1 protein-coding gene is annotated in these 3,131 nt (G+C 66.3%); it reads right to left on the bottom strand.

Annotated elements, in window-relative coordinates; all coding sequences use genetic code 11:
• Positions 1 to 3,131: non-ribosomal peptide synthetase (locus HNQ71_RS34485; RefSeq protein WP_184879612.1), on the bottom strand; the 3,131-nt coding region annotated here is incomplete at both ends.

Here is a 3,131-nt window from a genome sequence, read left to right as displayed (position 1 = left end):
ATGAACCGCTCCGCCGTCAGCTCGGGCCGGTTCAGGTAGCCACGCGCAACCCCCGCCCCGCCAATATAAAGCTCACCCACCGCCCCGAACGGCACGGGCGCACCATGACCGTCCAGAAGATAGATCCGAAGATCGGGGATGGGCTCTCCGATCGGACTACCCGAGTTGGAGGTGTCAGATTGATCAAGAGGTCGATAGGTAACATGCACGATCGCTTCCGTGATGCCGTACATGTTGATCAATTGCGGGCCACCGTCTGGATGCCTTTCATACCACGGCTTTAGAATTGACGGTTCCAGAGCCTCCCCACCAAAAATCACATATCGAAGGCGGTTTCGAACATTGCTCTGGCATTCTACATCCATGAAAGCTTTGAAAGCCGAGGGGGTCTGATTGAGAACCGTGACGTCAGATTTGCAGACTAGCTCATGGAAGTCGGGAGCAGAACGGGCGGTACTACTCGGCACGAGAATCAAACGCCCGCCATAGCGCAGTGCGCCCCACAGTTCCCACACCGAGAAGTCGAACGAGATGGAATGGAACAGGCACCATACGTCGTGTTCGGTGAAGCCATACCAGTCCTGGGTCGCTTCGAACAGACGAGCAATCTGTGCATGCTCGACCATGACGCCCTTTGGGGTTCCGGTTGAGCCTGAGGTGTAGATGACATACGCGAGATGGCGCGCGGTGAGGCCAAGGGCGCGCGGCTCGGGATCGCAGGCGGGCAGTTCGGCCCAGGCCGGGGAAGCCGTATCCAGATCGACCACGCTCACATCGGCCAGTGCCTCGGCGCCGAGAGCTGCGCGGCCGGCCGCATCGGCCAGCAGCAGCCGCGGCGCGGCATCGTCGAGAACCTGCCGCAGTCGCGCGCAGGGATAGGCCGGGTCCAGCGGCAGGTAGGCGCCGCCGGCCTTGACGATCGCCAAAAGCCCGACCACCATCACCGGGCTGCGCTCCACGCAGATCGCCACCGGATGGTCCGGCTTCACACCCAGTGCGATCAGATGATGCGCCAGCCGGTTGGCCCGCGCGTTGAGCTCGCCATAGCTCAGGCGCTCGTCCTCATGGACCACCGCCACCGCCTCCGGCGCCTTTTGCACCTGCGCCTCGAACAGCTCGTGGATGCACCGCTCCGATGGATAGGCCGCCGCCGTCCGGTTCAGATCCTCTAGCAGATACGTGCGTTCGTCGGCCGGCATGATGTCCAGGTCGCGCACCGGCGTATTGGGGGCATGCTCGAGCGCCTCTGTCAGTTGCTCGAGCGCCCGCTGCATGTAGCCGCAGACCCGATCCGCAGACACCGGCTCCACCACTTGCGCCGTCAGGCCGAGCGCCTCGCCATAATCCTCCACCGACAGGGTCAGCGGATAGTTGGTGCGTTCCTCCCCGCCCAGCCATTCCATACCCGCCAGGACATCATCCGGTCCGCAGCCGGTCATGGCCGCCGGCGTGTTGTGGCGGTAGTTCAACAGCGCGCTGAACAGCGGCGCCGGCGCCGCAACGCCGCTGCAGCGTTGCGCCAGCGCCAGCGAGGCATGCTCGTGTGCCAGCAGCTCGGAAAGCCGCGCATGCGTGATGCGCACGCTCGCCTCGACCGCGGTTCCGTCCAGGTCAAGCCGCACAGGCAGGGTGTTGATGAACAGGCCCATCGCACGGTCGGCGCCCGCACCCGCATGCATGCGGCCTAACAGCACCGTGCCGAACACCACCTGCTCTCGCCCGCTGCTGCGAGCCACCACCTGACCCCAGGCCAGATGGCACAGGCTGGCCAGGCTCACTCCCAGCCGCCGCGCCTGTTCCCGCAGCCGATCGTTGAGCGCCTGCGGCAGCATCCGATGCGCCTCGCCGACCCCGCTGCCGTCGCCGCGCACCTCGCTCAGCCCGAACGGCAGCGTCGGCTCGTCGATGTCGGCCAACTGTTCCTGGAAGAACTCCTCATGCGCCTTGGCATCGACCCCCAGCCGCGCCTGCGCCACCAGATTGCGGAACGGCTGCGGCGCTATAAGCTCATGCCCGCGACCCTCCAGCACGGCCCGCACCTCGGCATGCATCACTTCCAGCGTCGTGTGATCCCCGATCAGATGATGCTGCAGCTCCAGCAGCAGCCAGCGTGTGCTGCCGGGCTCGCGCGCGATCACAAACCGCAACAAGGGCGCCCGGCCAAGGTCGATGCGGTACTGGCGCGGATCGAACCGCCGCTTCATCTGCTCGGAACCGCCATCCTCATCCAGCTCGACCTCGCTCACCTGCAGCGGCGCGCGACGCCACACCACCTGGGCCGGGCTCGACAGCCCCTCCCAGACAAAGGCCGTACGCAGAATGTCGTGCCGGTCCACCACCTGCTGAACCGCGCCAAGATAGCGCTCCAACAGGCCACGCTCGGCAAACGCCATCTGCGAGACCAGCAAATATGGATCGCCCCGGCTGGCCAGCAGATGATGGAACAGGATGCCGTCCTGCAGCGGCGACAACCCATAAATGTCCTGGATGTTGCCGACGCCGCCGGGCACCGTGGCGACGATCCGGTCGATCTCCGGCTGGGCCAACTCGATGAGCGGCAGCATCTGCGGCGTAATCGCCGTACTCTGTTCGGTGATCAGGTTGGCAGGCACCGCCACCTCGTGATGGCTGCCAAGGCTAGCGGCAAGATCGGCCAGCACCGGCCTGGCGAACAGGGTGCGCACCTCGACCCCCAGCGCCAGCCGCCGCAGACGCTCCATCAGTTGCACGGCCAGGAGCGAGTGGCCGCCCAGCTCGAAGAAGTTGTCGTGGCGTCCGACCCGCTCGACACCGAGAAGCTCCGCCCAGATCTGCGCCAGCGCCGTCTCGATCCCGCCCTGCGGCGCCTCATAGGCCGCCCGCGCATAGGCGTCGTCGGCCGGCGCCGGCAACCCGTTGCGGTCGAGCTTGCCGTTCGGCGTCAAGGGCAGCGCCGCGAGCCGCACGAACGCAGCCGGCACCATGTAGTCCGGCAGCCGCCCGCTCACATGCGCGCGCAAGGCGCCGGCAAGCCCGCTTCCATCGTCCTCGTCCGAGCCTGCCTCGGGTCCACACACGACATAGGCGACAAGGTGCTTGTCGCCGGCGCGGTCCTGGCGCGCCACCACCACCGCCTCGCGCACCCAGGCATG

It is taken from the genome of Mesorhizobium sangaii (assembly GCF_014207355.1).
GTDB classification, from domain to species: domain Bacteria; phylum Pseudomonadota; class Alphaproteobacteria; order Rhizobiales; family Rhizobiaceae; genus Mesorhizobium; species Mesorhizobium sangaii.
Note: the sequence above shows the minus strand (reverse complement) of the source record. Positions and strands in the feature narration are given on the sequence as shown.